Raw genomic sequence first — 26,021 nt, forward strand, 5'->3', positions numbered from 1 at the left:
CCGACCCCTTCAGAAGCGCGAGTGTATAATTAGTTCAGAAAATCCAACCGGACAGAACGAACGCCACGCTTCAATTCCTCAGAGTTGATCGAAGGCGCTGGAACGAAACGACTTAGAAAATCATCAGCGGACGATGCTATCAAGGTGAAAGCAGCCTGCGATGCCTCCTCGTCGAGACATTTATGATCCCAGAAATAAACTTGTCCATTCTGCTTCGAGACAACAAACAGGTTTCCCAAACCGTCATCGGCTATTGGCACCACTTGCTTTGGCAGCCTGCCTAACATCCTGTTATACTCTAAAAAAACAGAACTCTCACGATTGCCCAACCCGAAGATCGATGCGATTTGCGGCCCATTCGGTCCCGCAACTCTCGGAGGCAGCGAGATAGCCTTTACACATACCTCTTTTGTAAAACCCAATGACTGAGCGGCTAGCGGGACCACCGCGCGCAGAGCATCCAGCGCATCTGCGGGCAGCCCGGTCTGATCAGCGAAGAGCACAGCATTGGTCTCGTCGCTATCTCGAACGAAGACCAAAGAAGCAACTGCAGAGGGAAAAGTCATATCAGACGTTCCTTCTCAAATCCGAGGCTGAGCCAATGTGCGGGATGTTTGCATGAAGATCAGTGGGGATCAACTGTATCACCGTGTCACTGAAATGGTGAGGTGTCAGCCCCCTCTGTCGCAATAACTCCTTCGCTGCGTTATTCGAGGGCAGACCCGCTGCCTCTTTGATTTGCTCATAGACGCGAAGAAAATCGGTATTACTGCCATCCAAGACACCCGGATCAAATTCGACCTCACCCTTGGACCATTGACTGAAGTCAGGACGTCCATTTTTGAATGGCATACCTTCGGCACCCAGAACATTTTTAGCCTCAGGATTATCAGGATACCACGTTCATTCGCCGGGCTCGCCTAAGCAACGCACTTTCCAAAGATGAAGCCGGGACCATCGACCGAGCGATGTATGGGTCGCGGATGGCCTAGCTAGCGGCGAACCATCAGTCCAGCAGGCTGAGCCCAAAGACCGTCCTTCAACAACAGACAGCACCCCACCTTTTACAGCCGCCTATGTCGCGGCCTCGCCCTCTCCACTATAGCGGTTCAACAAACATTCTTCACTGCCGCTTTCAACGCCTCCGGCCCATCAGCGCCAAATGCAATCCGCGCTAGATCGTCTGTTGTCATCACGCGAGGCGGCTCGAGTTCAGTGACCATTTCAAGATACTCCGGGGCTGAAGTCACTTGCAGGCTCTCCAGCTCGAAATTTCCGCCAAGCGGAATAGCCAGCTTGGGCGCATAAATCTGGTCGATCGATAGCACGCCAAGCGCCGCTCTAGCGCTCTCGAAATCTTTCTCTTCTTGACTATCTTCATCGGGCATCCAGGAAAACAGTTCCCCTTCGATTTCGAAACACTGGCTATCCATAGAGTGTGTCTCTGACTCAAAACGCTCATCCAAAACAAGCGCATGGAATATCGGCAGATATTTGAAAGCACACCCTACGCCTTGCCTCCACACCCAAAGGTCACCAAATCCCGAGAGACAATAAGGGACCAACCCATTTCGATATTGGACCGGAAGCTCTTGGGCCCATTTGTCTACCACGTTCTGGTAAGGCTTGGGATCGATGATCTTAAAGCGCCCGCCTTGCCAAGAAGCTGCACCAAATTTCTCATGGATCTGTAGCAAAGAGATCGGCAGCGCTTCGTCTATCGTGGCCCTCGGCCCTGACTCAAAATCAGGCGCTCCAAACTCATCTAGAAAATCATCTATGAACTCTGACATTTCATTTCCTGCAAGGCTCAAGTTTCACATTCATAGTGGCGTTAGGCGAATTCTGCATTTGAGCTGCCGCTTGATCGATCTGAGATATTCTGCTCGTGGGATTCTGGTAGTCCCCCCAACCGCCCCCAATAGAAGAATTAACGCCAGCATGTCCCACGCGACTGATCTCATCATACCCGCCAGCGATCAAGTCAGGATTATGCAACGCAGCAAGGTGAGACATAATAGCCTTCGAACGCTCGGTAGCTTCCTTGGCCAACTGCTGCCTCGATAATTTGCTACCCGCCAAGGAACGCCTAATACTCTGATTAATTTTCGACCGAAGGTTTTTTCGTGCTGCCTCTTGCGCCTTACCGTCACTGATACCTTTACGCGTAAGATTGATGTAATCAGCGCGTGCTTCAGAATATTGCGCGACGGTGAGAGCATTGAGACCATCTTGCTGGTCGGAAAGCTGCCTCGTATATTCCCTAACGATCTCTCGCTGCGCCGCTGCATCTCCCGGCATCTTGTCCCGCGCATATTTCCAAGCATCAAAACAATCAACATCCACGCGCGCCATGCGTTTGCGCGTGATCCGGATATTGCCGCCATTCATACCCAGCGTGCTCGGGTCGATTTCGAGCTTATATTGCTTGAGCTCGTGGGAGATGCGGGCCACCTGATCGCTGGCATATTCCCCGCCCGCCCTGATCGCCTTGTGCAGCCCCTTGCCGATCTTGCCTACGAATTGCACGACCTTCTGGAAGCCCTGCACGAACGAGGTCACAACACCCAGTGCGCGCACGGATCTGGACAGTTTGACAAGCTTTGCCATCAATGTCGCCATCCGGCCCGCCAGAAGTGCCGCCGCCGTGCCACCCGATAATGCCGCGATCAGCGCAAGGACCAGCTCGATCAGCACCTCCGGCAGCACGAAGCCCGCCCCCGTCCCCGCCATCTCGGCCAGAAAGTTCGGTGTCATATTCGTGGCGACCGCCATCAGGATATGGAACAGATACTCAAATGCGTTGGTCTCGCTGGCCACGAGGATCATCCGCTCGATCCAGTCCTGCCCCTTGGCCTTGAGCTCGGCAAATAAAAGCCCGATCTCGCCCGGCAGACGGGTCAGGCTATCAATCGCGCGCTCGATCACATCCACGGTGCCCGAGGCGAAGCCCCGCAGCGCATCGAAAATGATGCTGAGATGGTCGGACAGATCATCGGCGCCCTCGAAGATCTTCTCGTAAATAAAGGCCGCGCCCCATGTTCCGGGGATATATCTGACAAAGGCGGGCTGACGGCTCCACCATGATTTCGCCGCCTGGAACTGGCTGATCGCGATCTTGCTGGCACTGCCCCAGAAATCGGCCTCGCTATCCCACCAGTTTTCCAGACCGGACATGACGCCATCGCGCAAGCCCTCTGCGATGGACATCACCCCATCGGCATTCCACTTCACGACCCAAGGCTGGAGCGCGCCCAGCATGGCATCACGCCACGCGGTCAGCGCTGCCCCGAGCCCCTCCATCGCCTGATCGGCCTCGGCATCCCCGCCACTATCGCCGGGCAGATCGACGCTGACCCGCCCGCGCTCGACCTCGGGATATTCGAATGTGCCAAGCTTGGTGATGGGCGCGGTCTCGGCATCGCCATCGGTCAGCCCGTGATGTGGCAGGGCATCCGTCTTGACCGTCTGATCCACCAGCACACCGCTGGCATCCGCAAGCCTCAGCGGCGCATTGGTCAGGGGCGTGGCCCAGGCATCGGTATATCGGGCAGACACCCCGATCCAGCCTTTGCATGGCATCGTGGTCTTATCGAGCGATCCGACAAAGCGATAGGCGCTGGATTGCGAACGTGCTGAAATATCTTCAGGCGAAATCGACATGAAACCGTCACATGTAAAATGGATCTATAAGCCTGTCTTTTATGGCCGGTTCATAGGGTCATGAGAAGCCCATCCGGATCACGGGAGGCATGGATGCCGCATTATAAGCAGAATTTCGCCAGACCTGATTGGACAATCAGCCTGAAAGCCGCAAGATTACTTTTAGGTGGTGGCGGAGCGACATGATGGATGATGATTTCTGGCTGACCCTTGCCAATGGTCCCGAAGACACCGGCACAGCCATCGCAGTCCAGCACGAGGCGCAACAAGGGATTACCCCGCTCGACCGCCAGTTCGGGCATCATCCGCGCCGGATCGTGCCGGAGGGGCTGGAGATGCAGTTCGACCCCGTCACCGATCAGGACCAGCTCTTCGCCATTCTGGATGGTGCCAAGATCCCAGATCTGCCCGAACTTCTGGAGGCCAGCGGCCTGAACCACCTATGCCTTTTCAAAGGCGATGCGCTAGAAGACTATGGCGCGATCGCGCCTTGGGTCGTGAAGATGGATCACGACAGTGACCTCCTCCGGCATCTCTTCACGAAAGACCAAGGGCCCCATCATCTTTGGGATCATGAGGCCGCCATCTACCTGCGGGCGCCCTGCAATCTGGACGCGCTACAGCGCCATTTCCGCCGGCTCGTAAAACTGCGGCGTGAGGATCAAAGCTGGACCTTCTTCCGGTTCTGGGAACCCAAGATCCTGCGCCGCTTCCTGCTACTGGCCGATAGCGGCTCTCCCCTGCTGCGTACCCTTCTGTATCTCACCGACGACCAAGGGCTCCGCGAAGTTATCACGGTTCTGAAAACCGGCGATCTGGACCGCTTCGCCTTCACCCTCCCCGCGCTGGAGGCCCGCCCCCCTGTGCCCCGGCTCGAAGGGCAGGATTTCGCGATCCTGACCCAAGCGGTGTCCTTGGAGCGCCTCGACGAGATGGTGCGCGCTTTACAGGGCGACTTCCCCGACGAACTGCAGGGACAGGATTACCCGACCCTTCACCGCAAGGTCAGCGAGGCACTGATCCGGATGCAGAGCTACGGGTTCCGTTCGGGCCCGCTGCTTTACACCTTAACCGCATGGGAGCTGATCTATGGCGCAGGGTTCGAACACCGCGATCCGACCGGCCGCCTGCTGCAGACCTTCCGCTCCCATCTCAGCGAACAACGCAAATTCCGCCGGATCGAGCAGAGGCTGACCAGCCTGTTCAAAGAGGGCGTTCTGTGACCGCTGACCCGGCTTCGGGTTCAGCACCTTCAACGTCCCAAGACAACGCATCACTCCCCACCCGACATGCGTAGAGGCAGCCGGTAACCTCATCCGCAGAATATTATTTGCCGCTGCGGGTGTGTCCGACTTCGCGCTAATGATGGCTTGGACATGGCGCTTTTCCATATGGGCAACCCGCTTGTCGCCATGCTCCGCCCGGAAGCGTTCGATGATGCCGCGATAGGTTGCTTTCGTGGAGTCCTTAAGCCTCGTGAAGTTACTTGTCTGATAATAGCTTGCGATCAGAGCGGAAACACTGCCCGGCACCGTCGTTTTCTTGCCGATGTCCAGTTTTTCTCCAGACGCAGCCCTTTCATAGCAGGCCATGAACTCTGGGCTCCAAGGCAAGCCAGAAAGAGCCACGCGAGGAAAGCTGGGGCGAGATAATACTAACGCACCTTTCCGTGCCGATCTATGAAGCCTTGGCAATATTTAGGAGGTTTTCGTAACTGCTTCACTTTAGTCCCAGTCATTAGTTTCGGGGGGTGAATCGTCACTCGGAAGAGCTAAGAATGCCAAGTCCAAAGCTTGCCGATCCCATACTTTACGGGTGCCGAAACGCTTAGGGGCTGGCATTAGTCCGTCGGAAACCATTCTATCAAAGGTCGTTGTGCCTATTCCGCCGCCTCAACACGGCTCAGGCCGCGCTTTTCAGGCAGCATGAAACCATGTTGAGGATGACGGACTTGGGCGGGCATATATACCTCAGAAGCCCGACAGCCGAACTTTAAGAGACCCTGTGTCAACCGGTGCAGCTTCGACCGCCACGCCTAGCTTCGTGTTATCGGTTGCGATGCTGGTCGCCAGCTCGTCGTCAGCATCCCAATAGACAGGCGCGCCGAGCGTGAACGCGTCTGCGGCTATTCGCTGCATTCGGTGCGCCATAGGCAAGCCAGAAAGAGCTACACGAAGAAACCCGCCATCTCATCCGGTATGAAGCGATTACTCTTCAACCGCCCTTTTGTTTCCATTCCTCCAGCGCGGGGTTTGTCGCGAGCGGCGTGGTGGTGCTGGACGGGGTGGTGCTGGGCGCGGTGGACGCGGGGGTCGTTGGTTTCGGGGTACGAAAGTAATGCGCCTCTCTCGCGCCGAAATAGAACCCGACAATCGCCGCCAGCAGCCACCAAAGCGGCTCGGGCACATAGGAAAGACCGACCATGCGCTGTGCAAAAGAGGCCGGATTGACCATCGCATAGATGAACAAAGCCAGCGTCCCCAACGCAAGAAGCGGTCGTGGCAAGCGGTTCAGGCCGTTGACGAAACCGTCAAACCAGCATGCGCGCGGCTGGGAGAATTCCTGGCCATAGGCACGCTGGGTGGCCATGAACGCATCATGCGACGTTTCCATCTTCTTCGTCGCATTCACCGTGAATATCTCTGCAACCTGACTGGCGGCACTGCCGATTGCCGCCGCCCCGCCCGCGCTCCCGAAGAGCCTGCCGATCAACCCCATGCTGCCACCCGTGCCTGATGCTCGGCATCGCTCAGATGAAAGCGCGGCGAGATGAATTCTTCCGAGCGGGTAATCCAGCCCCCCTTGCGCCCCTTGCGGGTGGTGGCGTATTTGCGGCTGGCAGGACGGCTATCGGCCAGCGCGTAGTAATAGTTCCGGCGCGCAATCCCATAGGCATCGGCAATATGCGCGGGGGCGGCCCGTGCCGCCGCCTGCGCCGCAGAAACCGTCTGTGGCCCCAGAAGACCGTCGACCCCAACCGATTGCCCCATGTCGTTCAGAAGATGCTGCAGGATTTTCACGGCATTCCGGCCGGCATTGACATACATGTCGAAAACCGAGGCCTGCAACATCTCGGGCAGTTGCCCCAAGCCAGGCTCATCGAAATAATGCCGGACAAAGATATCGACCGCCTGTGCACGGGTCAGCCGACGCACATCGGCTTCCGTGATCTTTCCGTCATGATCAAGGTCCAATCCGAGCTTCCGCATCGTATGGATGGTCACACCATAATTGGTGGCGCCTCCCGGATCGGAGGGGTCATTTACAAACCCTCCCTCACGGGCCACGATCCCTTCGGCAATCTCTCTCACGCTTGGCATGCCTGTTCTCCCGATTGATCTCACGGGAAAAATCCTCACAGGCAAAGGTTAAACAGCGGAAGCCGCAACGTCCGCGCGTTGCCGCCTCAGCTTTTAGGCGGCTCGTAAACACCCTGTTCCTTGAGCGCGTCCACAACTTCTTTGGGCATATAATTTTCGTCATGCTTGGCAAGAATTTCGCTGGCGACAAAGACGCCATCTTCCATCTTCCCCGTGCCCACCATGCCCTGCCCTTCCTTGAACAAATCGGGCAGCACACCATTAAAACGGGCAGGCACAGTGGCACCGCCATCGGTCACAGCAAAATGGATCGTGCCATCGGGGTCACGTTTGATCGATCCTTGGGCGACCAGCCCACCCAGACGGAACACTTCATTGGGCCGGACCGGCTCTGTGGCCAGTTGTGAGGGAGCGCGGAAATAGTTGATCCCGTCGCGGAACGCATAGCCGATCATCGCAACCGCCACGACAAGCGCAACAGCCGCGGCCACCAGAACCTGAATACGGCGTTTCTTCTTGAGACTTTTCATCGCTTCCCCATGATGCCAGACCACCGGATGGGCGGTCTGGCCTTGATGATCAGATCTTACGGGAACACGGGGGCCAGCATCAGCCCTGCGGTTTCCTCATTGCCCAGCATCAGGTTGGCGTTTTGCAGCGCCTGACCCGAAGAGCCCTTGCATAGGTTATCAAGCGCCACAACAACCAGCGCACGGCCCGGAATACGATCCGCACTTACGCCCACATGCACGAAATTGGACCCTGCCACAGACCGCGTTGAAGGCAAGCCGCCAAAAGGTAGCACCTCGATAAAAGTCTCGGCCGCGTAACGGTCCGCCAAGGCCTTATAGACCGCCTCCGGATCGCCCTTCACATAGGCCGAAGCCAGAATGCCACGGTTCATCGGGGCCAGATGCGGCGTGAACTGCACCAGCACCGGACGCCCCGCAATCTTCGAGAATTCCTGATCGAACTCGCCCAGATGGCGGTGTTTGCCGCCCGCCGAATAGGGATAGGTGCCGCCCGAAAGCTCGGCATGCAGAAGGTTTTCCTTCAGCGAGCGCCCTGCCCCCGAGACACCGTTCTTGAGATCCAGCAGGATGTCATCCAGATCGATCACCCCCGCCTCGATCAGCGGGCGGATCGCATATTGCCCCGCCGCCGCGTTACAGCCGGTGCCCGCGCAAAGCCGCGCATTACGGATGTCGTCACGGTAGAATTCGGTCAGCCCGTAGACCGCCTCTTTCTGCATCTCGACGGCGCAATGCGGCTTGCCATACCATTTCTCGTATTCCGCCGGATCGCGCAGACGGAAATCAGCCGACAGATCAACGACCTTCAGATCTTTCGGAAGTTCGCGAATAACCTCCTGCGAGGTCGCATGCGGCAGGGCACAGAAGGCCAGATCCACGCCGGAAAAATCGATTTCCTCAATTTTCACAAGGTTCGGAAGATTGAGATGTCGCAAATGCGGGAACACATCCCCCATCGCCATACCGGCCTTACGCTCGCCGGACAAAGCGACGATGTCCATCGTGGGATGGGTTGCAATCAAGCGGACAAGCTCGGCACCGGTATAGCCGGATGCCCCGAGAATGGCGATTTTCTGGGTCATATGCGATCCTTTCGCAGGCGATCCGGCGCGGACCAAACCTGTTTGTAAGCCACGATAAAACCGGACTGGCCCGCCCCTTTTGGCCAGACCACCCAGTTTGACGCTGTTTTCCGCGTTGTGCCCGCGCCCGTCAAGTTATCACGCAGGATTTTTACCGACCTTGCGACAGATCAAGCCTGCTCGAAGACAACCTTGCGACGCAGGAAACGGGTTGCATGATTGGCAACATGGCCGGGATCCCCCGTCGTCAGGAACTTCGTCTGCGTTCCGGCGCCGATAAATTCGGGACGACGCTCCAGATAGTCCGCCAGACTTTCCGCAACCAGATTGGCCTGACTGTAAACCTTCACATCAGGGCCAAGACCTTCTTGGAAGGCCTGCTGCATGATCGGGTAATGGGTACAGCCAAGGATCGCCGCATCGGGGCGGGGCATACGACGGCGCAGCGCCTCGACATGTGATTTCACCAGCGCCTCCGCCAGAATGTCATCGCCCTCCTCGATCGCATCAACCACGCCACCACAGGGTTGCGCCTCGACATCCACACCGATCGCACGAAACGCCAGTTCACGCTGGAACGCACGGCTCGCGACAGTGGCAGGGGTCGCAAAAAGCGCCACATGCTTGACCTCGACCTCACGGGGCGGCGAGTTATCGCCCCATTGGCGCTCGGTCAGCGCCTCGATCAGCGGCACAAAAACCCCCAAGACGCGCTTGTCTTTGGGCAGCCACGTTTCCTGCATCCGCTTGAGCGCCGCAGCCGAGGCCGTATTGCAGGCCAGAATGACCAGATCGCAGCCCTCCTCCCACAAGCGCTCGACGGCCCGCGTGGTCAGGTTGTAGATATCCTCGGCATCGCGCACCCCGTAAGGCGCATTCGCGTTATCGCCCAGATAGACAAAAGGTACCTCCGGCAACCGCCGGGACACCGCATCCAAAACCGTCAGTCCGCCAAGACCGCTATCGAAAATGCCGACCGCCATTGGATACTCCTTCCGGATTGTCGCCCATCGTTTTGCAAGTGTTTTACGCCTGCATGATCCCGGATGGAAAGACGTAATAATGTGAGCAAGCGCCTCAAATCAGGACGGAAAGGACACGTTCCGCGATTGTTTGCACCTGCGGCACGGTTTCTCTTTGTGATCTAGGGCCTTCGTCTATAAAAGCATAGCTGTTATGCAGATATCGTAAGACTGGCTAAGGAAATAGAGGGCGTGATGGACTGGGACAAGCTGCGAATCTTTCACGCGGTGGCCGATGCGGGGTCTTTGACCCATGCAGGCGACGCGCTGCACTTGTCACAATCGGCGGTCAGCCGTCAGATCCGCTCGCTCGAAGAAATGCTGGGCACGACCCTGTTCCACCGTCATGCGCGCGGCCTGATCCTGACCGAGCAGGGCGAACTGCTGTTTGACGCCACCTCGACGATGGCCAAAAAGCTCGATGCCGCCTCGGCCCGCATCCGCGATTCGGAGGAAGAGGTCTATGGCGACCTGCGGGTAACTGCGACCACCGGCTTTGGGACCATGTGGCTGGCTCCGCGTCTCAACAAGCTTTACGAGAAATATCCCGAGCTGAAGATCGACCTAATGCTGGAAGAACGCGTGCTGGACCTGCCGATGCGCGAAGCCGATGTGGCGATCCGCATGAAAGAGCCCGCACAGGCCGATCTGGTGCGCAAACGGCTTCTGAATATCCGGATGCGCTTCTACGCGACCCCGCAATATCTCGAACAGCACGGGCGTCCAGAAACGCTTGAAGATCTCAAGAAACACCGCCTGATCTGCCAAAGCCCCTCGGTGCCGCAAGTGGCGGCGGGCGCCGCGCTTGCACAGCGCGCGCTGGCCTATGACATGCCCAGCACACTGACCGTGAACAATTATTTCGGCATCCTTCAGGCTGTCCTGAACCATGTGGGCATCGGCATCCTCCCCGATTATCTCACCGTCGACAACAAGATCGAACGGGTCCTGCACGACATCGATTCAAATGAAGTCCCGGTGTTTCTGGCCTATCCGGAAGAGCTGCGTCAATCGCGGCGCGTCACCGCGTTCCGCGACTTCATTCAGGAAGAGATCCAGGCCTATCGCCGTGTTCAGGCAAGCGAAAACCAAAGCTGACAGGCTCCGGCATCCGGCCCGCAACAAACGCGCAAGGAGGCGTGGCGGGCCATACATGCCGCCAACGCATAGCGGCTCTGCAAAAACCTTTCCAGAAAACCCTTGAACGATTCATAAACTGCACATATTTCAGGCGCAGAAGCAGATGGTATGCGGAAACGCTCATCAGCTTCTACCTCCCTGTTGGACTATGGCCGAGCTTTGCTCGGCCTTTTTTTTTGGCTCCTCCTCACGAAAGCTTCCCGCAGGCACGCCTTGCCAAGCACCGGACACCGCCGGTAAAAATCGCATATTTCGCAGAGAATTAGCCTCGATAAGCGGCATAAGTTGCAAAAAAGGGCAAAGTTTTTCGGAACTGGCACGCGGATTTCAGGGTTGAGGGAGCATGAACCGCAACGGTTAAAACATGACATCCGAGAGGAGCCAAGATATGAAAACCGCACATAAACTTCTGACCGGCACGCTGCTTACCGCAACCTTTGCCATGCCGATGACGGCATTCGCGCAACCGAGCACTGACGCCGCGGATTCTCTGTATCAGGACGATCCTGCGGGCCTTGTCGACTATAAGATGGGCATCGTTCAGATGCAAGATGAAAGCTCCAAGGACGCCGCCGCTGCCGCGACCGCCAGCGCCAATGTGACCGGCGGTCCCGATGGCCGGAAAGGTCTGGTGCAGATGAAAACCGAAGCCAATGCTGGCGTGACCGAAGCTGATGCGGGCACGATGGGCAAGATGGACGGCAACAACACCCAAGCCGCAGTCCCTGCCGAATACAACTACAAGGGCGGCCTCGGGATTGCCGAAAGCAAGACCGCAGCACAGGATCTCGGCTCGGCCAAGTCGAAGGATGGTCAGGATATCGGCAATATCGAACGCGTCGAGAAGAATGGCGACACCGATACCGTGTATATCCGCGTCTCCGAAAAACTCGATACGCCGGTGTCGATGTTCAAGGTAACCGTCCCGGCCTCGGACCTTGATGATGGCGTCGTGTCGCTGCCGTGGACCCTTTCGGGCCTTCTGGACACGCTCAAGAAGCAGCAGGACGCATAATCCTTATGTGATTCCCCCCAAGAAAGGGCCAGCCACGCGCTGGTCCTTTCCTATTTTTGCACCTATCCGCCATTCCATCCCGCCCTGCGGCACAAGGGGCCTTCCCCCAACGCGCTCAATGTTCTAAGGCATGCGCAACCGATGCGCCCGCCGGAGGACATTTATGACCGAACCCGCACTCACCCCCGACCTGATCGCCGCTCACGGGCTCAAGCCCGACGAATACGAGCGTATTCTGGAAATTATTGGGCGTGAACCGAGCTTCACCGAACTTGGCATTTTCTCGGCCATGTGGAACGAGCACTGCTCGTATAAATCATCCAAGAAATGGCTGCGTACGCTGCACACCAAAGGCCCGCAGGTCATCTGTGGTCCGGGGGAGAACGCAGGCGTTGTGGATATTGGTGACGGTCAGGCGATCGTCTTCAAGATGGAAAGCCACAACCACCCCTCCTATATCGAGCCGCACCAAGGGGCTGCGACCGGTGTGGGCGGCATTCTGCGCGATGTCTTCACCATGGGCGCCCGCCCGATTGCCGCAATGGACAGCCTGTCCTTCGGCATGCCCTCGCATCCCAAAACCAACCATGTCGTCAAAGGCGTGGTCGAAGGCGTGGGGTCTTACGGCAACTGCTTCGGCGTGCCGAATGTGGGCGGCGAAGTCCGTTTCCACCCTTCCTATAACGGCAACTGCCTTGTGAACGCCTTCGCGGCGGGCCTCGCGGATGCCGACAAGATCTTCTACTCGGCCGCATCCGGCATCGGCATGCCGGTCGTCTATCTTGGCGCGAAAACCGGCCGTGACGGTGTGGGCGGCGCGACGATGGCGTCGGCCGAATTCGATGACACCATCGAGGACAAGCGCCCGACCGTCCAAGTCGGCGACCCCTTCACCGAGAAATGCCTAATGGAAGCCTGCCTTGAACTGATGGCCTCGGGCTCGGTGATCTCGATTCAGGATATGGGCGCTGCTGGCCTGACCTGCTCGGCTGTGGAAATGGGCGATAAGGGCGGCCTTGGTATCCACCTCAAGCTGGAGAATGTTCCCCAGCGCGAGACCAATATGACCGCCTATGAGATGATGCTCTCGGAAAGCCAGGAGCGTATGCTCATGGTTCTCAAGCCCGAGAAAGAGGCCGAGGCCCGTGCCATCTTCGAGAAATGGGATCTGGACTTTGCCATCGTGGGCGAGACCATCGCGGAAGACCGCTTCCTGATCGAGCATAATGGCGCGATCAAAGCCGATCTGCCGCTGTCGAAACTGTCTTCGACCGCGCCCGAATATGACCGCCCGTGGGTCGAGACGCCGAAGCCCGCTCCGGCTGATGCCCTGCCCGCGATTGGCGCGATGGAGGCGCTGAAGGCGCTGATCGGCTCGCCGAACTATGCGGCCAAGGATTGGGTCTTCGAGCAATATGACACCCAAGTCATGGGCGATACCGTCCGCCGCCCCGGCATGGGTGCAGGCGTGGTGCGCATCCATGGCACCTCGAAAGCCGTGGCCTTCACCGCCGATGTGACGCCGCGCTATGTCAAGGCCGACCCCTTCGAGGGTGGCAAACAGGCGGTTGCCGAGAACTTCCGCAACCTCTGTGCCGTTGGCGCAAAGCCGCTGGCCACCACCGACAACCTGAACTTCGGCAACCCCGAAAAGCCCGAAATCATGGGCCAATTCGTGGGCGCGATCAAAGGGATCGATGCCGCTGTGAAGGCGCTGGATATGCCGATCGTTTCGGGCAACGTCTCGCTTTATAACGAGACCGACGGTCAGGGCATCCTGCCGACGCCGACGATCTGTGCCGTGGGTCTTCTGGAAAACCTTGAGGACGAGCTGATCGCAGGTCTGCCGTCGGAAGGCGACATCGCGCTGGTGATCGGGGCGACCAAGGGCCATCTGGATCAATCCGCGCTGGCGTTTGAAGCCTTCGGTATCGAGGCAGGTCAGGCCCCCGAGGTCGATCTGGACGCAGAGCTGAAAAACGGCACCTTCCTGCGCGCGAACCGCAAATCTCTGACCTCGGCCACCGACCTTTCGGATGGTGGTGTGGCTCTGGCAGCCTTCGAGCTGGCGGAAAGCGCAGCCGTCGGCGTCACGCTCGATACCGCCGATATCGGTCAGCTCTTCGGTGAGGATCAGGCCCGCTATCTGGTCACCGCAACCGAGGCGGGCGCAAGCGCGCTGGAAGCCGCCGCCGCAAGCGCAGGCGTCACCATCGCCCGCGTCGGCACCTTCGGCGGCGCTTCGATCAGCTTCGGCGGCGACAGCGCCCCTCTGGCGGATCTGGCCAAGCTCTACCGTGGAGCCTTTGCGGCAGCCATCAACGGCTAACCCGCCTCCCCTGCTTCCCGAAAGGCCGCTGCAAAGCGGCCTTTTTTCATGCGCGGCACGTCACGCCCTGCGCATCTGCCAAGGCCTTCCCCACGATATCCGCACAGAGAAAGCGACTGCCGCGCCTTTCCGAAGGTTGCCACAGCGCCTATGTTCGGCATCACCCTTTTACCACCGCTTTCAGGTATCCAATGACCCGCTTCGCTGCCGATAGCGTCCCTGCAAAAGCCCTGCGATTGTTTCTCGCCGCGATCATTGCCCTGAGCATCGCCGAGCTGTTGGGCTTTCATAATACCTATTGGGCGGCCATGCCGGTTTTCGTCATCGCCCAACCCCTGCGTGAGGATATGGTGGTCCGTGGTATCCTACGCGTCATCGGCACGCTGGCGGGGGCCGGTATCGGCCTGCTGGCGCTGATCTATCTCGGCAATCCCGTCGCGATCGGTCTGGCCGTCGGGGTGACCGCGGCCATCGGCACCGGCCTCGCCTACAGGATCGGCACGACCTATAGCTATGGCTTTACCCTGATGGCTTTCAGTTGCGGTGTGGTGGTCATGCCCTCGCTGGGACTTGGCGCAAACGACATTGCGCTGGCGCTTGAACGGATCTGGTGCACCCTGATCGGTGTCGCCTGCATCACGCTGGTGTCGTGGTCCTTCACCCCCAGCCGGCACGGCCCCATCCCGCCGCGCCCCATGCCCCCTTCAACCCAGCAGTTGATCCTGCGGATGGCCTTTGCCGCCACCGCCTGCACCATCGGCACGGCGGCCACCGGACTGACAATGAATTTCGCCATCATGTCGGGCGCTCTTGCGATGACCGTTTTCAGCGCCGTGATCGGCTCCATGACCGATCCGCGCCCGATCATCCGCTGGCTGGTGCCCGGCGTAATCATGGGCGTCTGCGCGGCGGTGGTCTACCGCTCCATCATCGACAGCCTCGGCCTCAACCAGCCGCAGATCTATATTCTTGCGATTCTTTTTGTGGCTGCGGGGGCCCTGCTGCGCGCCCATCCGAAAACCGCCGCCCCCGCCCTTGATTGCAACATGTGCTTCCTGCTGGCGGGCGAGGCAGGCGCGGTCGGTCATTCCTTCGAGCTGACGGCCTTGGGGGCGTGCGGCATGGTATGCGGCACGCTTCTGGTGGCCGGACCGCTGCATTTCATCGCCTCCTTACGAGACCGCGAAAGGACGCAAGCCGCCAGCTGACAGGGGACAGCCCTTGCAGCGCCTGCGTCCAGGCCCTAATTTAGACAAGAAGCTGCAGGAGTGCCTATTTCATGCCAATGGAAGCCCAGGATATCGAAAACCTGATCCGAGACTCGTTCCCCGAGGCAAAAATCACCATCACCGACCTCGCCGGAGATGGCAATCACTGGGCCGCCGAGGTCATCGACGAATCCTTCCGCGGACAGAACCGCGTCCAGCAGCAGCGCGCAGTCTATGCTGCCCTCAAAGGCGCGATGGACGGCCCGAGCGGCGCCCTCCACGCGCTGGCGCTCACGACAAAGGCGCCCGAGTAACAAGAACAGACCGGCAGGAGGCGCGGCATCGTGCCCTCCTGTCATGCCCGACCGAAAATCCTACCGCCGCGCCGAGTCGTCCATCGCGGGCGACCAGCGTCCGGACAAAGACCGCTGGCCATACCGACACCCCCGTCGGGCGGATCGGCCCTCACTCACATACGGCCTGTATGCATTGCGCATGCGCCAAACAAAGGAACTTCGCCATGAGCGCGCAAGACCAGATCCAGAAAGACGTCTCTGAAAACGATGTCGTGCTTTTCATGAAAGGCACCAAAGAAATGCCCCAATGCGGCTTCTCCAGCCGTGTGGCGGGTGTGCTCAATTTCATGGGGGTCGCCTATAAGGATATCAACGTCCTTGCCGATGCCGAGATCCGTCAGGGCATCAAGGATTTCTCCGACTGGCCGACCATCCCGCAGCTTTATGTCAAAGGCGAATTTGTCGGCGGCTGCGATATCGTGACCGAAATGACCCTGTCGGGCGAGCTTGACCAGCTGTTCAGCGACAAAGGGATCGAGTTCAACAAGGAAGCGGCAGAGCAGATCCGCGCGGCCAACGCCTGAGATCCCGTCCTGCCCGACAAAAGCCCCGCCTCAGGCGGGGTTTTTTCACGCCCGCACGCCTGCCCGATTGCCCCGGCCCGATTGCCCCGTATCGGTCATCCCAGATCGAGAAACGGCCTTTCGTGCCACATTTCCAGCAGATCGCCCGCCATACGCACCGGCCTGCCCTGCAACCGCTGGGCATGCATCTCCAGCATCAGGACGGCGGCAAGCTTGTAGCCGTGCCGCGCCGCATCCATCGACGGACTGCTGGGCACAAAACTATGTTCGATTTCCGCCGCAGCAGAGGTCAGTGCAATCGCGATATCCACCGCCTCGGCATGGGGAAAACGCCGCGCCAGCGCCGGAACAAGATTGACCCACCCTGTCTCGCGGGTCAGCAGAGCCTCCAGAGCAAAGGCCAAAAGCTGCTCTGGCACATGGTCATCGACGCTCTGAGTTCTCAATGCCGAATCGTCTTTCATTTACCCGCCGCACCACTTACCCCGCTATCATACCAGATTATGGGACCATCTTCGCGGAAAGAAATATCTGGACTTTGTGAAGAGCCGCCCCATTTGATGTTGTTTATTTGGAAAGCACTTTCTGCTAGGAAAGGGGCTCCACAGCCCAATGAGCAGCAAAATGCAGTATATCCCTCAAGCCCGCGAACTCGCGCTTGGCCTGTTCACGGCCATATTCGCGATGATCATTTTTCAGGCCGCACGCGGTGCGGGCACCCTGGCCCCGCCCGAGCTTCTGCTCCTGTCAGCCGCCGGTGCCTGCGCGCTGCGCGGCTTCATCGCCAATCTGCGCGAAGGCTGCCAGCCGCCATTACGCGCGGACTGCCTGCGCACCACCGTGATCTGCGCGGCGCTGACCCTCAAGCTTCTATGGGCGGAATTCGCGCTTACACAGAGCGACGGCACCATGATGGCCGCCAGCCTTGCCGCAATCATCATGGCCCTTGCCCATAATCTTATCTGCCAATCGCGCGGCGCGATGCGCCGCAGCTGATCTTGGCGCGGGCGGGGTTATTTCCCGCCCAACCGGCGCTTCACGCGCCCCCAGAGGCCTTCGGCACGGTCTTCGACACCATCCCACGCCTCTTCCATATCCTCGATCACCGGATCGATGGAGCGCCTGCGAAACTGCCGCCACATCGCGCGCAAAAACAGCAGCACGATCAGCAGGAAGGTCAGGATAACGATATTCGCCCAAGGAACGATCGTCGCATCCGGCCCCGACACAACATTGATCGATACCGCATTGGGATAGATCGAGATCCACTCGTTACGCCAGCCATAATGGGTGATCGACACCCAGACCGGATTGGCCTTGGTCGAGACAAGATCCTGCGCCACGGCTTGCAGGTTAGAGCTGTCCAGCTTGAAATAGGGCGGCCAGCCCCAGCCGGTATCCTCGTTGCGATAGACCATCGGCTTGCCGTTCGGGCGCTGCGTCTGGATGAAAAACACATCGCGGCTGCCCACCGCCTGCGCCGCCTTGTCGGGCGTTGCCCAGAAGATCGAATGCTGCCCGTAATCGATGCGGCGATTCTCCGTTCCGACAATCCGGACGATGTCATGCTGCGGCAGGGTGTAGTGGAAAAAGGCGAAGACCAGCAGCGCAAGCACCGCGAAGAAACCCCATTTGAAATACCGCATCATGGCCTCATGTGTAGTTCATTAAATAGACGATACAGATCACCACGCCCACCGGCACCAGAATGACCAGCACCAGCAGGCGCTTGCGCAGGGAGCGCGCATAATCGCGCAGACCTTCGGCAATATAGGCTTCGGGGTCAAGCTGCCCGTCCGCCGCGCGCTCCAGCCCCTCGCGGACACGCGAGCGCGCGTAAAGCGAAACCAGCCAGTAGATCAGGCATAAAACCCCGAACCCGATGACTGCAAAGCTCAGAAATGCGCGCATATGCTCTCCACACCGAGGGGGGCGCCGCCATCCGCCGCGCCTAAACGGGAATATTATCGATCAAGCGGACATTGCCCAACCATAATGCCACCAACAGGCGTGCATTGTCTTCAAGCTGCGCCAGCGGAGCAAGGCTGTCTCCGGCGCGCAGATCCAGATACTCGACCGTGCCGAACCCTTTCGCAGCCAGCTCCGCGCGGGCCGAGGCCAAAGCCACCCCGACATCGGCACCCGCGCGCAAACTGGCGGCAAGCTCTTGCAAGACCTGATGCAAGAGCGGTGCCATGCTGCGGTCTTCGTGGCTCAGCCGGACATTGCGCGAGGACATGGCCAGACCGTCGGCCTCGCGGATGGTCGGGCAGCCGATCACGGTCACCGGCAGATTGAGGTCGCGCACCATCCGGCGCACCACCTGCAATTGCTGCCAGTCCTTTTCTCCGAAAAAGGCGCGCCCTGCCTGCGTCATGCCAAACAGCTTGGCCACCACGGTCGCCACCCCGTCGAAATGGCCCGGACGGTGTTCGCCCTCCATCGGGGCCGAGACCCCGCTGACCGATACGGTCGTGGAAAACCCGTCAGGATAGACCTCGGCCACGTCGGGCGCAAACAGCACATCCACCCCCGCCTCGTCCAGAAGCGCAAGATCACGCGCCTCGTCGCGTGGGTATTTGCTCAGATCATCGGTATTGTTGAATTGCATCGGGTTCACGAAGATCGTCACGATCACACGGTCCGACTGCGCCCTTGCCGCCTTCACAAGGCTCAGATGCCCATCATGCAGCGCGCCCATCGTCGGCACCACACCGACCAGCATACCAGAGCGTTTCCATGCCGCGACCTTGTCCTGAAGTTCAGCGGAATTACGGATCACCAAGGTCATTTCTTCACCTCGTCGGAAAACATATGTTCGGGCGCAGGGAAACGGCGCGCGCGCACCTCTTCGGCATAGGCAGCAACCGCCTGCCCTGCCGCATCGCCCAACTGCGCATAGCGTTTGACAAATTTCGGTTTGAAGGCGGTAAACAGGCCCAGCATGTCATCCACCACCAGCACCTGCCCGTCGCAGTTCACGCTGGCCCCGATGCCGATGGTCGGCACCGAAATCTCGGCGGTGATACGGTCGGCCAGCCCCTGCGGCACCTTTTCCAGCGTCACCGCAAAGGCTCCGGCCTCGTCCACCGCAACGGCATCGGCCATCAGACGCGCCGCCGCATCCCCACGCCCCTGAACCTTATACCCCCCGAAAACATTGACGGATTGCGGGGTCAGCCCGATATGCGCCACCACCGGAATGCCGCGCTGGACAAGGAAGCGGATCGTGTCGGCCATATGCGCGCCGCCTTCCAGCTTCACGGCCTGCGCGCCGGTCTTGGCCATGATACGGGCAGCGTTCCGGAACGCCTGCGCGGGGCTTTCCTCATAGGAGCCGAAGGGCATATCCACCACGATACAGGCCGCCTGCGCCCCGCGTGCCACCGCCTGACCGTGCAGAATCATCATCTCCAAGGTCACGCCCAAGGTGCTTTCAAGCCCGTGCACCACCATGCCCAGACTGTCGCCCACCAGAACCAGATCGCAATGCGGGTCCATGATACGGGCCATAGGGGTGGTGTAAGCCGTCAGACAGACAATCGGGCTTTGGCCTTTCATTGCGGCAATATCGCTCGGCATCTTGCGCGAGATCTTTGCAGCAGCACTCATGGGCTATGTCCTCCTTTGGCCTGCATATCCTCCGATGCAGGTGCCAGAGCAATAGCCCCCAGTTTCTGCAATTGCAAAGAAAACCCTGCCCCCTGCCACGAAGGTGCCACCCGCCCCCCGAAAGGCCGGTCCGGGCCTGGCATAAATGAAAGCGCGACAGACCGGTCGGCCTGCCGCGCATCCCCTTTTCCCACCCGTGGGAAAACCTGTTTATGCGATCAGTTCCCGCTCAGTGCGGCCTCGCGCTCTGCATCGGTCATGGCCGCCGGATAGATCGCCTCGTCGGCTTTTTCCGCAGCTTCTGCTGCCGCGACCGGATCCCCGCCAGATGCCTGTGCCTTGGCTGCGGCCACCGCGCGGTCATGCGCTTCCTTATCGGAGATGGCCGGATCCTCGATCTTGCCCTCATCCCATGCTTTCGCATCCGCCTCGATGGCTGCGGTATCCGACGAGGGCACCACATATCCCGAATGCAGCTCGGTCATCGGGCCTTCCATCTTCAGGCTTTCTGCCTTCGAACGCACCTTCACGACAGTGCCCAGATCCGTTTCGTCGAACATATCCATGATGTCCTGATTGAAGAAGCGGATGCACCCTGCCGATGTCGCCTTGCCGATGGAGGACGGGTCCATCGTGCCGTGCAGACGGTAATAGGTATCGCGACCGTTTTTATAAAGATACAGCGCCCGCGCCCCCAGAGGGTTCTCCAGCCCCCCCTTCAGCCCGCCAGACAGCGGACCATAGAGGTCGGGATCATTGCGGATCATGTTCTTGGTCGGCGTCCAGCTGGGATAAACCTCTTTACGACGGATCACGGCCGTCCCCGAGAAGCCCTTACCGGCCTTGCCGACCGCAACCCCCATACGCATCGCACGCCCCGGCGCAACGATGTGATAGGCCACGCGGGCATAGGGGTCCACAACGATGGTGCCGACCGCCTCGGGGCCGTTGTAATCAACCCATTGGCGGCGGTTACGCTCGGTCAGATAACGCGGATTGATGGCCGGAACGGTCACATCCGGTTCCAGTTCGTCTTGGCGCGCGCGATATTCAGCCGGAACCGACGCTGTCGAGATCCGGGTCGAGGGGCTATCGGTATGCGGCTGTGCGGCACATCCCGCCAACGCAACCAACCCCGCAGCCGCAATCATCGGCAGGCGAAAACGAACAAATAGAGATGACACAGCAGCAAATCCTTTCGGAACTTTTTTACAAACCAGCGCCTGCCGGGCAGATCGGCAGGTCGTGGGTTAACCGGACCTTATTTTCATGTTCCAGTAAGCGGTCAAGCCTATTGACCGCAACTCGGTTCCCCCGAAGGTGAAAAAAATGCAAGCGGTGGCCAACATATGACATTTGCGCCGGTTTCTGCGGCAGCAGGGCGCCGTTTCCCCGATCACACTTAACGCGGATAAATTAAACTTAATCATTCTGCGGGATCATAAGGGCTGATCGTCGCAACGGAGCCGTCATGGCCGTCTTCAACCTCAACTTCTTTGATCTGAGCTATGCCAGTACCACGGCGGGGACCTTCAGCAATAATGGGGGCTACCAGTTCACCGTCAATGTGGACACGATCACCCTGCAACCCGGCGCGACGAGCGACGTCCTTCAGGTCGATGACCAAACCAACGCGACCTTCGATGATGATGACAACACGCAAACTCTGGCTGCCGGATATACGATCGGCGGGGTCAACTATGCGGCAGGCACCATCATCGAGGCGGAATATGATGTCATCGTGCAGGATTCGCTGGGCAACACCTATACGCTGCAATTCGTCTCTTTGAATGGGGATGCGTGGAATATCGAAGGCTTCGTCATTCAGGGGACGCCGCCGCCCTATGGCGAACCGCTGACGGTGATACAGGCCATTGACTATACAAGCGGCAGCTATGCCTATGCCACCTCCGCGCCATCCTGCTTCGGCCCCCGCACCCGCTTTCTTATGGCGGACGGGCAGCAGAAAATGGCCCAAGCCCTGCGCCAAGGTGATATGCTGCGCTGTCATGATGGCACCGCCGCGCCGGTTGCCATGCTCTTGCAGTCGCGCGTTCCGCTCGACAGCGCGCGCGACCATCGGCCCATCCGCCTGCGGGCCCATGCGCTTGGCAATGGTCTGCCCGGAAAGACGCTGATTCTATCGGCGCATCACCGTGTATATATTGCCGAGATTGACGCGCTTCTGCCCGCCTCTTCGCTGCTTGTCCGCCCCCGCATCGGTCGTGCCCCGGAAATTGCGGGACCCTATATCCATATCGTCCTACAGCGGCATGCGGTGATTTTTGCCAATGGCCTCCCCTGCGAGAGCTTCTGGCCCGGACCGGTGGCGCTGTCGCTTCTACCGCCGGAAATTGCCCGAAAGATCCGCAAGATCATGGGTCGCACCCCCACTCCGGCCAAGCCGCTCTGGCCGATGCGGGCCGCGCAGCGCCATACAACCCACGCCTTGGCACAAGAGCTGCGGATCTCTCTGCCCCAATTCGGCCCATAAAAAAACCGCCACAAAAATCGTGGCGGTTTTCTGTTACAAAGATCGGGGCCTTAGCGGCGCTCGTCTTCTTCTTCGTCATCATCGCCATGCGGCAGGTTGAAGAAGCTGTCCGCATCGGAATAATCGGCGGGCGATTTACGCTCGTCGTCATCTTCCGGCTTCGAAAGCGAGAAATTCTCCAGCCCCGCAATAGAGGACGGCAGACGCGGCTCGTCCGACATTTCCAGCGACTGCTCGGTGGACACCAGCTTGCGGCGCTCGTCATCGGTCATGACGCCCATCGCAGCGGCTTTCTTCGCGGCCTTCTGCACTTCCATATCCAGTTCGGACTGACGGCACAGGCCCAGAGCCACCGGATCGATGGCGGTCATGTTCTGGATGTTCCAGTGGGTGCGCTCGCGGATCGAGGCGATGGTGGGCTTGGTGGTCCCCACCAGACGCGCGATCTGCGCATCGGCCAGCTCGGGGTGGAATTTCACCAGCCACAGGATCGCGTTCGGACGGTCCTGACGCTTGGACAGCGGCGTGTAGCGCGGGCCACGGCGCTTGTCTTCGCCAACAGCTGCCTTGTTGAACTTCAGCTTCAGCTTGTAGAGCGCGTCTTTCTCGCCCTTCTCGATCTCACTGGCGTCCAGCTGGCCATGCGCCACAGGGTCCTGGCCCTTCACGCCCACAGCCACATCACCATCGGCAATGCCTTGGATTTCCAGCTCGTGCATGCCGGTGAAGTCACCGATCTGCTTGAAGCTCAGCGTGGTATTGTCCACCAGCCACACGGCGGTCGCTCTTGCCATCAGGGGCTTGTTGGTCATCTCAGCCATCCTTTACATATCTCTCCCGTGCCGAGAAATCGGCTGCGGGCGGGAGATCCCTACGCCGCGATCCATTTCTGGTGGGGAATTGGCCTCGTATATACTCAAATCCACAGCTCGGGAAAAGAGAAAATGACGAAACTTCGCGCATTCCTGATAATCTTGGCACTTCTGAGCACCAGTCTTTCTGCGCAAGCCGAGGGCGAAAAGGCAGGCCAATTCGATTATTATGTGCTTGCGCTCAGCTGGTCCCCAACATGGTGTGCCTTAACGGGCGATGCCCGTAACTCGCCGCAATGCGACACAGACCGCAACGGACCGCATGATTTTGTCCTGCACGGGCTCTGGCCGCAAAACGAAACCGGCTGGCCCAGCTATTGCAACATGTCAGCACGCGATCCGTCCAAGCGGCAGACGGCGGCCATGGAGGATATCATGGGCACAACAGGGGCGGCTTGGTATCAGTGGAAGAAACACGGGCGCTGCTCGGGGCTTGAGGCGCAGACCTATCTGGATCTGGCACGCCGCGCCTATGACAGCGTGAAAATCCCGGATGTGTTCGAGCAGCTGCGCAAGGATGTCACCCTGCCCGCCAGCGTAGTGGAAGAAGCCTTCCTTGAGGCCAATCCGCAGCTGAGCGCCGATGGCGTGACCATTACCTGCCAATCGCACCGCATTCAGGAGGTGCGCATCTGCCTGACGAAAGACCTGACGCCCCGCACCTGCGGGGCCGATGTGATCCGCGACTGCCCCCTGACGGACGCGCTGATGGATGGCATCCGCTGAGGCCAAGGCACCAAAAAACCCCCAAGGAAACCAAGGGGGTTCAAGGTGCGGGCAAACCCGCCAGCTTTCTCAACACGTCGAAACTCAGAGAGCCCCTTCACGCTGTGCTTTTTTACGCGCCAGTTTACGGGCACGGCGAACGGCTTCCGCCTTCTCGCGCGCTTTCTTCACGGACGGCTTCTCGAAATGTTGCCGAAGCTTCATTTCACGGAAAACGCCTTCACGTTGAAGTTTCTTCTTCAGGGCACGAAGCGCCTGATCGACGTTGTTATCGCGAACGCTGACCTGCATGGTGTCACCACCTTCCTAAGTTAGAGTTGCATCGGTTTGCAGGAGCGCTTCATATAGCTATAAACCTTCCATTTGTCCACCACCTGAAAGGGGCCCGAAAGGGAAAGGCCATGAAAAACGATCATCTCGATGCCGATCGCGCCAAATCAGAGCTGTTGGATGCGATCCTGCCCCATGTTCCTTTCGATGGCTGGGCCAAACCGGCCTTCGATATGGCCGTAAGTGATTCGGGTATCGACCCGGGTGTCGCCAAGATCCTCTGCCCTCGGGGGGCGCTGGATCTGGCGGTGGAATATCACCGGCGCGGAGATCGGGCGATGGTAAGCGCCCTGAAAACCGCCGATCTGTCAGCGATGAAATTCCGTGACAGGGTCGCCTTTGCCCTGCGCACCCGTCTCGAAGCTGTCGACCCCGAACTGGTGCGCCGAGGGGCCGCAACTTTTGCCCTGCCGCAAAATGCCGCGACCGGCACCCGACTGGTCTGGGACACCTGCGACCTGATCTGGAGCACGCTTGGCGACAGCTCGACCGATTACAACTGGTACACCAAACGCATGACACTGACCGGCGTCTATTCGGCTTCAGTGCTGTACTGGATGGGCGATGAAAGCGAAGACCATGCAGAGACCTGGGCCTTTATCGACCGCCGGATCGAGGATGTCATGCAATTCGAGAAAGTGAAGGGCAGCGTCATGAAGCTGCCCTTTGTGAAGACCATGCTTTCGGGCATTCGCGCGCCGCAGGGCTGCGAGGATCTGCCCGGCAAAACCGCGGCCCCGCAGGATAAGGACTGAAAAATGAGCCTCCCCCATGAAATGCAGGTGATGGAAATCACCCAACCGGGCGCCCCCGAGGTCTTGCAACCCGCCCATCGCGCCGTGCCTGTGCCGGGCTATGGCGAGATCCTGATCGAGGTGGCCTATGCAGGTGTCAACCGTCCCGATGCGCTGCAACGCGCCGGAGCCTATGATCCCCCGCCCGGCGCATCCGATTTGCCCGGGCTGGAATGTTCGGGCCGTGTGGCTGCGTGCGGGCCGGGTGTCAGCGACTGGTCCGTGGGCGACGAGGTCTGCGCGCTTCTGCCCGGTGGCGGCTATGCCGAATTTGTCACCTGCCCTGCTGCCCATGCCCTGCCCGTCCCGAAAGGTATGGACCTGAAACTGGCCGCCTGCCTGCCCGAGACCTGCTTCACCGTCTGGTCCAACGTGGTGATGCGCGGCGGTCTGAAAGGTGGCGAACGCTTTCTGGTGCATGGCGGCTCGTCCGGCATCGGCACCACCGCCATCCAGATCGCCCGCGCGCTCGGCGCCACGGTTTTTGCCACGGCGGGCTCTGCCGAAAAATGCAAGGCTTGCGCGGATCTGGGTGCCACCGCCATCAATTATCGCGAGGAGGATTTCGTCAAGATTCTCACCGCTCAGGGCGGTGCGGATCTGATCCTCGATATGGTCGGAGGCGAGTATATCAAGCGCGACCTCAAAGCTTTGGCAATGGACGGGCGGCTGGTCTTTATCGCCTTCCTCCAAGGGCCGAAAGCCGAAATCAATTTCGCCCCTGTGATGACCCGCCGTCTGACCATCACCGGCTCGACGCTGCGCCCGCAAACCGATGCACAGAAAGCTGTTATCGCAAGCGAGTTGCTCGAAAGGGTCTGGCCGATGGTCGAAACGGGCAAGCTGAAAGTGTTGCTGGATTCAACCTACCCCCTGACCGAAGCCGCCGCAGCCCACGTCCGCATGGAGAGCTCGACCCATATCGGCAAGATCGTCCTGAAGGTCAAATAACCTCCGTCTCGGGGCGGGGCCTTCGGGAACAGAAGCCGCGCCACACACAG

General features: G+C 59.4%; 29 protein-coding genes. 12 read left to right on the forward strand and 17 right to left on the reverse strand.

The window, feature by feature from the left end:
* Positions 1 to 29: 29 nt before the first annotated feature.
* From WDB88_RS01070 to WDB88_RS01080, 3 genes are all read right to left on the reverse strand, one after another.
* The gene (locus WDB88_RS01070; RefSeq protein ID WP_339108376.1) at positions 30 to 566 is read right to left on the reverse strand and encodes an SMI1/KNR4 family protein; all 537 of its coding nucleotides are present in this window, start codon (positions 564 to 566) and stop codon (positions 30 to 32) included.
* Positions 567 to 1,109: 543 nt separating this feature from the next.
* Positions 1,110 to 1,793, reverse strand: coding sequence for a GAD-like domain-containing protein (locus WDB88_RS01075; RefSeq protein WP_339108377.1), 684 nt, complete (start codon positions 1,791 to 1,793; stop codon positions 1,110 to 1,112).
* Between the two features lies 1 nt (position 1,794).
* Entirely contained in the window at positions 1,795 to 3,663 is a 1,869-nt protein-coding gene (locus tag WDB88_RS01080; protein ID WP_339108378.1) for a polymorphic toxin type 15 domain-containing protein, read from the reverse strand.
* A gap of 182 nt (positions 3,664 to 3,845) precedes the next feature.
* On the opposite strand from WDB88_RS01080, the gene WDB88_RS01085 reads away from it, so the two are divergent.
* Positions 3,846 to 4,886, forward strand: coding sequence for a DUF4123 domain-containing protein (locus WDB88_RS01085; RefSeq protein WP_339108379.1), 1,041 nt, complete (start codon positions 3,846 to 3,848; stop codon positions 4,884 to 4,886).
* A 747-nt stretch (positions 4,887 to 5,633) separates the two neighbouring features.
* Here WDB88_RS01085 and WDB88_RS01090 read toward each other — a convergent pair.
* From WDB88_RS01090 to murI, 6 genes are all read right to left on the reverse strand, one after another.
* On the reverse strand, positions 5,634 to 5,801 hold the full coding sequence (locus WDB88_RS01090) for a DUF2190 family protein (RefSeq protein ID WP_339108380.1): 168 nt from the start codon (positions 5,799 to 5,801) through the stop codon (positions 5,634 to 5,636).
* A gap of 76 nt (positions 5,802 to 5,877) precedes the next feature.
* Positions 5,878 to 6,381, reverse strand: a complete 504-nt coding sequence (locus WDB88_RS01095; protein ID WP_339108381.1) for a holin family protein — start codon at positions 6,379 to 6,381, stop codon at positions 5,878 to 5,880.
* A complete protein-coding gene (locus tag WDB88_RS01100; RefSeq protein WP_339108382.1) occupies positions 6,372 to 6,983 on the reverse strand; it encodes a holin-associated N-acetylmuramidase in 612 nt (203 codons plus the stop codon). The genes WDB88_RS01095 and WDB88_RS01100 overlap by 10 nt, the downstream gene beginning before the upstream one ends.
* Before the next feature lie 86 nt (positions 6,984 to 7,069).
* The gene (gene ccmE / locus WDB88_RS01105) at positions 7,070 to 7,513 is read right to left on the reverse strand and encodes a cytochrome c maturation protein CcmE (RefSeq protein ID WP_339108383.1); all 444 of its coding nucleotides are present in this window, start codon (positions 7,511 to 7,513) and stop codon (positions 7,070 to 7,072) included.
* A gap of 56 nt (positions 7,514 to 7,569) precedes the next feature.
* Positions 7,570 to 8,598 (reverse strand): N-acetyl-gamma-glutamyl-phosphate reductase, encoded by a 1,029-nt coding sequence (argC, locus tag WDB88_RS01110; RefSeq protein WP_339108384.1) that lies wholly within the window; start codon positions 8,596 to 8,598, stop codon positions 7,570 to 7,572.
* Positions 8,599 to 8,768: 170 nt separating this feature from the next.
* Entirely contained in the window at positions 8,769 to 9,581 is an 813-nt protein-coding gene (murI, locus tag WDB88_RS01115; protein WP_339108385.1) for a glutamate racemase, read from the reverse strand.
* A gap of 234 nt (positions 9,582 to 9,815) precedes the next feature.
* Here murI and WDB88_RS01120 point away from each other — a divergent pair, with 234 nt between their 5' ends.
* The 6 genes from WDB88_RS01120 (at position 9,816) to grxD (ending at position 16,192) form a co-directional block, all read left to right on the forward strand.
* On the forward strand, positions 9,816 to 10,718 hold the full coding sequence (locus WDB88_RS01120) for a LysR family transcriptional regulator (RefSeq protein WP_339109448.1): 903 nt from the start codon (positions 9,816 to 9,818) through the stop codon (positions 10,716 to 10,718).
* Between the two features lie 430 nt (positions 10,719 to 11,148).
* A complete protein-coding gene (locus tag WDB88_RS01125; protein ID WP_339108386.1) occupies positions 11,149 to 11,775 on the forward strand; it encodes a hypothetical protein in 627 nt (208 codons plus the stop codon).
* A 163-nt stretch (positions 11,776 to 11,938) separates the two neighbouring features.
* Positions 11,939 to 14,104 (forward strand): phosphoribosylformylglycinamidine synthase subunit PurL, encoded by a 2,166-nt coding sequence (gene purL / locus WDB88_RS01130; RefSeq protein WP_339108387.1) that lies wholly within the window; start codon positions 11,939 to 11,941, stop codon positions 14,102 to 14,104.
* Between the two features lie 191 nt (positions 14,105 to 14,295).
* Positions 14,296 to 15,312, forward strand: coding sequence for an FUSC family protein (locus WDB88_RS01135; RefSeq protein WP_339108388.1), 1,017 nt, complete (start codon positions 14,296 to 14,298; stop codon positions 15,310 to 15,312).
* Positions 15,313 to 15,383: 71 nt separating this feature from the next.
* Positions 15,384 to 15,626, forward strand: coding sequence for a BolA/IbaG family iron-sulfur metabolism protein (locus tag WDB88_RS01140; RefSeq protein ID WP_339108389.1), 243 nt, complete (start codon positions 15,384 to 15,386; stop codon positions 15,624 to 15,626).
* A 206-nt stretch (positions 15,627 to 15,832) separates the two neighbouring features.
* Entirely contained in the window at positions 15,833 to 16,192 is a 360-nt protein-coding gene (gene grxD / locus WDB88_RS01145) for a Grx4 family monothiol glutaredoxin (protein ID WP_339108390.1), read from the forward strand.
* A 95-nt stretch (positions 16,193 to 16,287) separates the two neighbouring features.
* Here the strand turns inward: grxD and WDB88_RS01150 are convergent, their stop codons facing one another.
* Positions 16,288 to 16,656, reverse strand: a complete 369-nt coding sequence (locus WDB88_RS01150) for a hypothetical protein (RefSeq protein ID WP_339108391.1) — start codon at positions 16,654 to 16,656, stop codon at positions 16,288 to 16,290.
* Between the two features lie 160 nt (positions 16,657 to 16,816).
* Here WDB88_RS01150 and WDB88_RS01155 point away from each other — a divergent pair, with 160 nt between their 5' ends.
* Positions 16,817 to 17,188, forward strand: coding sequence for a hypothetical protein (locus tag WDB88_RS01155; RefSeq protein ID WP_339108392.1), 372 nt, complete (start codon positions 16,817 to 16,819; stop codon positions 17,186 to 17,188).
* Between the two features lie 17 nt (positions 17,189 to 17,205).
* On the opposite strand, the gene WDB88_RS01160 is transcribed toward WDB88_RS01155, so the two are convergent.
* The 5 genes from WDB88_RS01160 to WDB88_RS01180 all read right to left on the reverse strand — a co-directional run bounded on the left by WDB88_RS01160 (position 17,206) and on the right by WDB88_RS01180 (position 20,988).
* Complete coding sequence (locus tag WDB88_RS01160) at positions 17,206 to 17,841, reverse strand: DUF1523 family protein (protein ID WP_339108393.1); 636 nt, start codon at positions 17,839 to 17,841, stop codon at positions 17,206 to 17,208.
* A gap of 4 nt (positions 17,842 to 17,845) precedes the next feature.
* Complete coding sequence (locus tag WDB88_RS01165) at positions 17,846 to 18,103, reverse strand: hypothetical protein (protein WP_339108394.1); 258 nt, start codon at positions 18,101 to 18,103, stop codon at positions 17,846 to 17,848.
* 40 nt (positions 18,104 to 18,143) lie between these two features.
* Complete coding sequence (gene panC / locus WDB88_RS01170; RefSeq protein ID WP_339108395.1) at positions 18,144 to 18,983, reverse strand: pantoate--beta-alanine ligase; 840 nt, start codon at positions 18,981 to 18,983, stop codon at positions 18,144 to 18,146.
* Positions 18,980 to 19,804 carry a 3-methyl-2-oxobutanoate hydroxymethyltransferase gene (gene panB / locus WDB88_RS01175; protein ID WP_339108396.1) on the reverse strand — a complete coding sequence of 275 codons (825 nt, stop codon included), beginning with the start codon at positions 19,802 to 19,804 and terminating at the stop codon, positions 18,980 to 18,982. The genes panC and panB overlap by 4 nt, the downstream gene beginning before the upstream one ends.
* 218 nt (positions 19,805 to 20,022) lie before the next feature.
* On the reverse strand, positions 20,023 to 20,988 hold the full coding sequence (locus tag WDB88_RS01180; RefSeq protein WP_339108397.1) for a L,D-transpeptidase: 966 nt from the start codon (positions 20,986 to 20,988) through the stop codon (positions 20,023 to 20,025).
* 287 nt (positions 20,989 to 21,275) lie between these two features.
* On the opposite strand from WDB88_RS01180, the gene WDB88_RS01185 reads away from it, so the two are divergent.
* Positions 21,276 to 22,298 carry a Hint domain-containing protein gene (locus WDB88_RS01185; protein ID WP_339108398.1) on the forward strand — a complete coding sequence of 341 codons (1,023 nt, stop codon included), beginning with the start codon at positions 21,276 to 21,278 and terminating at the stop codon, positions 22,296 to 22,298.
* Positions 22,299 to 22,348: 50 nt separating this feature from the next.
* On the opposite strand, the gene WDB88_RS01190 is transcribed toward WDB88_RS01185, so the two are convergent.
* Positions 22,349 to 23,110, reverse strand: coding sequence for a cell cycle transcriptional regulator TrcR (locus tag WDB88_RS01190; protein WP_339108399.1), 762 nt, complete (start codon positions 23,108 to 23,110; stop codon positions 22,349 to 22,351).
* A 132-nt stretch (positions 23,111 to 23,242) separates the two neighbouring features.
* Here WDB88_RS01190 and WDB88_RS01195 point away from each other — a divergent pair, with 132 nt between their 5' ends.
* The gene (locus WDB88_RS01195; protein ID WP_339108400.1) at positions 23,243 to 23,896 is read left to right on the forward strand and encodes a ribonuclease T2; all 654 of its coding nucleotides are present in this window, start codon (positions 23,243 to 23,245) and stop codon (positions 23,894 to 23,896) included.
* A gap of 84 nt (positions 23,897 to 23,980) precedes the next feature.
* Here the strand turns inward: WDB88_RS01195 and rpsU are convergent, their stop codons facing one another.
* Positions 23,981 to 24,187 (reverse strand): 30S ribosomal protein S21, encoded by a 207-nt coding sequence (rpsU, locus tag WDB88_RS01200; RefSeq protein ID WP_083217574.1) that lies wholly within the window; start codon positions 24,185 to 24,187, stop codon positions 23,981 to 23,983.
* Between the two features lie 110 nt (positions 24,188 to 24,297).
* Here rpsU and WDB88_RS01205 point away from each other — a divergent pair, with 110 nt between their 5' ends.
* Together WDB88_RS01205 and WDB88_RS01210 are read left to right on the forward strand one after the other, a co-directional pair.
* Complete coding sequence (locus WDB88_RS01205; protein WP_339108401.1) at positions 24,298 to 24,981, forward strand: COQ9 family protein; 684 nt, start codon at positions 24,298 to 24,300, stop codon at positions 24,979 to 24,981.
* A gap of 3 nt (positions 24,982 to 24,984) precedes the next feature.
* A complete protein-coding gene (locus WDB88_RS01210; protein ID WP_339108402.1) occupies positions 24,985 to 25,971 on the forward strand; it encodes an NAD(P)H-quinone oxidoreductase in 987 nt (328 codons plus the stop codon).
* Positions 25,972 to 26,021 lie beyond the last annotated feature (50 nt).

It is taken from the genome of Thioclava sp. GXIMD4216 (genome assembly GCF_037949285.1).
In the GTDB taxonomy this organism is placed as follows: Bacteria; Pseudomonadota; Alphaproteobacteria; order Rhodobacterales; family Rhodobacteraceae; genus Thioclava; species Thioclava litoralis.

Excerpts from the sequence above, each read along its gene's own strand:
- WDB88_RS01155 (WP_339108392.1), top strand. The coding sequence starts at position 16,817 with ATGCAGTATATCCCTCAAGCCCGCGAACTCGCGCTTGGCCTGTTCACG.
- ccmE (WP_339108383.1), bottom strand. The coding sequence starts at position 7,513 with ATGAAAAGTCTCAAGAAGAAACGCCGTATTCAGGTTCTGGTGGCCGCG.
- WDB88_RS01090 (WP_339108380.1), bottom strand. The coding sequence starts at position 5,801 with ATGCAGCGAATAGCCGCAGACGCGTTCACGCTCGGCGCGCCTGTCTAT.
- WDB88_RS01095 (WP_339108381.1), bottom strand. The coding sequence starts at position 6,381 with ATGGGGTTGATCGGCAGGCTCTTCGGGAGCGCGGGCGGGGCGGCGGCA.
- panC (WP_339108395.1), bottom strand. The coding sequence starts at position 18,983 with ATGACCTTGGTGATCCGTAATTCCGCTGAACTTCAGGACAAGGTCGCG.
- grxD (WP_339108390.1), top strand. The coding sequence starts at position 15,833 with ATGAGCGCGCAAGACCAGATCCAGAAAGACGTCTCTGAAAACGATGTC.
- WDB88_RS01120 (WP_339109448.1), top strand. The coding sequence starts at position 9,816 with ATGGACTGGGACAAGCTGCGAATCTTTCACGCGGTGGCCGATGCGGGG.
- WDB88_RS01135 (WP_339108388.1), top strand. The coding sequence starts at position 14,296 with ATGACCCGCTTCGCTGCCGATAGCGTCCCTGCAAAAGCCCTGCGATTG.
- murI (WP_339108385.1), bottom strand. The coding sequence starts at position 9,581 with ATGGCGGTCGGCATTTTCGATAGCGGTCTTGGCGGACTGACGGTTTTG.
- WDB88_RS01100 (WP_339108382.1), bottom strand. The coding sequence starts at position 6,983 with ATGCCAAGCGTGAGAGAGATTGCCGAAGGGATCGTGGCCCGTGAGGGA.
- WDB88_RS01075 (WP_339108377.1), bottom strand. The coding sequence starts at position 1,793 with ATGTCAGAGTTCATAGATGATTTTCTAGATGAGTTTGGAGCGCCTGAT.
- WDB88_RS01210 (WP_339108402.1), top strand. The coding sequence starts at position 24,985 with ATGAGCCTCCCCCATGAAATGCAGGTGATGGAAATCACCCAACCGGGC.
- rpsU (WP_083217574.1), bottom strand. The coding sequence starts at position 24,187 with ATGCAGGTCAGCGTTCGCGATAACAACGTCGATCAGGCGCTTCGTGCC.
- WDB88_RS01185 (WP_339108398.1), top strand. The coding sequence starts at position 21,276 with ATGGCCGTCTTCAACCTCAACTTCTTTGATCTGAGCTATGCCAGTACC.
- WDB88_RS01160 (WP_339108393.1), bottom strand. The coding sequence starts at position 17,841 with ATGATGCGGTATTTCAAATGGGGTTTCTTCGCGGTGCTTGCGCTGCTG.
- purL (WP_339108387.1), top strand. The coding sequence starts at position 11,939 with ATGACCGAACCCGCACTCACCCCCGACCTGATCGCCGCTCACGGGCTC.
- WDB88_RS01070 (WP_339108376.1), bottom strand. The coding sequence starts at position 566 with ATGACTTTTCCCTCTGCAGTTGCTTCTTTGGTCTTCGTTCGAGATAGC.
- WDB88_RS01195 (WP_339108400.1), top strand. The coding sequence starts at position 23,243 with ATGACGAAACTTCGCGCATTCCTGATAATCTTGGCACTTCTGAGCACC.
- WDB88_RS01190 (WP_339108399.1), bottom strand. The coding sequence starts at position 23,110 with ATGACCAACAAGCCCCTGATGGCAAGAGCGACCGCCGTGTGGCTGGTG.
- WDB88_RS01150 (WP_339108391.1), bottom strand. The coding sequence starts at position 16,656 with ATGAAAGACGATTCGGCATTGAGAACTCAGAGCGTCGATGACCATGTG.
- WDB88_RS01125 (WP_339108386.1), top strand. The coding sequence starts at position 11,149 with ATGAAAACCGCACATAAACTTCTGACCGGCACGCTGCTTACCGCAACC.
- panB (WP_339108396.1), bottom strand. The coding sequence starts at position 19,804 with ATGAGTGCTGCTGCAAAGATCTCGCGCAAGATGCCGAGCGATATTGCC.
- WDB88_RS01205 (WP_339108401.1), top strand. The coding sequence starts at position 24,298 with ATGAAAAACGATCATCTCGATGCCGATCGCGCCAAATCAGAGCTGTTG.
- WDB88_RS01140 (WP_339108389.1), top strand. The coding sequence starts at position 15,384 with ATGCCAATGGAAGCCCAGGATATCGAAAACCTGATCCGAGACTCGTTC.
- WDB88_RS01080 (WP_339108378.1), bottom strand. The coding sequence starts at position 3,663 with ATGTCGATTTCGCCTGAAGATATTTCAGCACGTTCGCAATCCAGCGCC.
- WDB88_RS01085 (WP_339108379.1), top strand. The coding sequence starts at position 3,846 with ATGATGGATGATGATTTCTGGCTGACCCTTGCCAATGGTCCCGAAGAC.
- WDB88_RS01165 (WP_339108394.1), bottom strand. The coding sequence starts at position 18,103 with ATGCGCGCATTTCTGAGCTTTGCAGTCATCGGGTTCGGGGTTTTATGC.
- argC (WP_339108384.1), bottom strand. The coding sequence starts at position 8,598 with ATGACCCAGAAAATCGCCATTCTCGGGGCATCCGGCTATACCGGTGCC.